At 61.3% G+C, this 2,233-nt stretch carries 2 protein-coding genes; both read left to right on the top strand.

Translation table 11 applies throughout. From position 1 onward, the window contains the following. Positions 1-1,177, top strand: a 1,177-nt coding sequence (locus tag EOA75_RS32080; protein WP_245466810.1) for an MBL fold metallo-hydrolase, incomplete at its 5' end; no start/stop codon positions are given. 209 nt (positions 1,178-1,386) lie between these two features. Next, a partial coding sequence (locus EOA75_RS32075; protein ID WP_245466809.1) for a cation-transporting P-type ATPase occupies positions 1,387-2,233 on the top strand: 847 nt, incomplete at its 3' end.

Below are 2,233 nucleotides of genomic sequence, written 5' to 3'. Positions count from 1 at the left end.
GCCCAAGCTGGTCAAGCAAGGCTTCCGCGGACCGATCTACGCAACTCCCGCAACAATCGATCTTTGCCCCGTTATGTTGCCGGACGCCGCGCATATCCAGGAAACGGAAGTAGATCATCTCAACCGCCGCAACGCCCAGCGTGACAGGCCGCTGGTTGAACCGATCTACCACCAGGAAGATGCAGCCGCATGCATGCGTCTGTTTCGCAGTGCGGCCTATCGCGACTGGACGACCGTAGCCAGGGGTCTGCGGGTCCGCTTCTGGAACGCCGGCCATCTGCTCGGCTCCTCGTCGGTTGAGCTGGAGATCGACGGAGGTCGGCAGCCACCGATGCGCATCGTGTTTTCGGGCGACATAGGCCCGGGGCACAAACTGCTGCAGGCCGATCCGCAGGGCCCTTCCGGGGTCAACTACCTCATCTGCGAAGCGACCAATGGCAACCGGGATCGCCCCGACGTGTCGCCTGAACAGCGACGCTCGATGCTCGGTGACGTCGTGCGCAGCGCTGCACGGGCGAGGGGCCCCTTGATCGTTCCCTCTTTCGCAGTGGAGCGGACCCAGGAGTTGCTAGTCGATCTTTATCTGCTCATGAAAGCTGGCGAGGTTCCAAGCGCTCCTGTGTTCGTCGATTCGCCGTTGGCCACGCGCGCCAGCGCAATATTCGAGCGACATGTTAAGGAGATCGAGCAAGGCAGGGTGCTGCGCCAGGCTTTGACTTCAGCCGAATTGCGGTTCACCGATACCGTGGAGCAGAGCAAGGCAATCAATCGCCTGACAGGCTTCTTCGTAGTGATAGCCGCTAGCGGCATGTGTGATGCAGGGCGCATACGCCACCATCTCAAGGCCAACCTTTGGCGCAAGAACGCCACCGTTATGATGGCCGGATATCAGGTCCAGGGTTCGCTGGGTAGAATACTGCTGGATGGCGCCCAGCGTGTGCGTATCCAGGGTGAAGAAATCGAAGTCAGAGCGAACATCACGCTGTTCGACCTCTACTCCGGTCACGGGGATGCTGCCGAGCTCGTGGCTTGGGTCCTGGCTCGCGGCCCTGTCGGGCAGTCGATATTCCTCACTCATGGTGAAGAGCAGGTCTTGCCGGGCTTGGAGAGCGCCTCAAGGGGTTTTTTCCGGAAAGCAAGATCATCGAGCCGCAGCTCGATGACGCGTTCCGATTGAGCATAGGCGGTTGTATGCCAGTCGATGTCAATCATGCCCGCAGACTGAAGCGGGAGAGCGTCGGCCGCCTCGACTGGCACAACGATCTCTCCAGGCTCTTGCTGGATGTGAGCGAGGCCGTAAACTCAGCGGCGGACGAACGCGGTCGAGCCAAGATCATCAGACAAATGCAGCGAGCACTCGCTGCCACGCGCGTTTAGCTACTGCAGATGGCCACAGCCGCACAGTTCGAGGGAACGAAGGGTTCAGCTGGTGATTTGGCAACCGGAGTGAGCCCGCGCGGCCTGAGCGAGGCCGAGGCGCGGATCAGATTTCTGGCCGAGGGGCCGAACGAGCTAGCCAGATCCAAACGTCGAACACCGTTGAGGATTGCCATCGAGGTTGTGCGCGAGCCGATGCTGGCGCTCCTGCTTGGTGGTGGCGCGGTCTATCTCCTGCTTGGCGATCTGCAGGAGGCATTGATCCTGCTGTGCTTCGCCACTTTGTCGATTGCAATAACCATTATCCAGGAGGCGCGCACGGAGCGCGTCCTGGAAGCTCTTCGCGATCTCACAAGCCCTCGCGCCCTGGTCGTCCGCGATGGCGAACGTCGGCGCGTTGCCGGTCGCGAGGTGGTGCATGGCGACATCGTCCTGCTTGCGGAGGGAGACCGTGTCCCCGCCGATCTGCTGCTGGACCAAAGCCGTGATCTTCAAGTTGACGAATCCTTGCTCACCGGCGAATCCGTCCCGGTGAGAAAGGTAGCCGCCATGCCGCTGGATCGGACAGCCAAACACCGCCCGGGCGGCGATGACGTCCCCGCTGTGTTTTCAGGTTCGCTTGTTGTTCGCGGCTCGGGCATCGGCGAAGTGGTGGCGACCGGAGCGCGAACGGAAATTGGGGCAATCGGACAGGCGCTGACCAGCTTGGAAAGTGAGGCGCCTCGTCTGCAAATGCAAACAAGGCACCTTGTAAGACTGTTCGCCTTGGCCGGCGCTGTCGTCAGCGCACTGGCGGTGCTGCTATATGGCTGGCTGAGAGGTGGATGGCTTGACGGGATATTGGCGGGGGTTTGTT

The sequence above is a fragment of the Mesorhizobium sp. M1A.F.Ca.IN.022.07.1.1 genome (assembly GCF_003997575.1).
In the GTDB taxonomy this organism is placed as follows: Bacteria; Pseudomonadota; Alphaproteobacteria; order Rhizobiales; family Rhizobiaceae; genus Mesorhizobium.
This window is presented reverse-complemented; position numbering and strand designations above follow the sequence as displayed.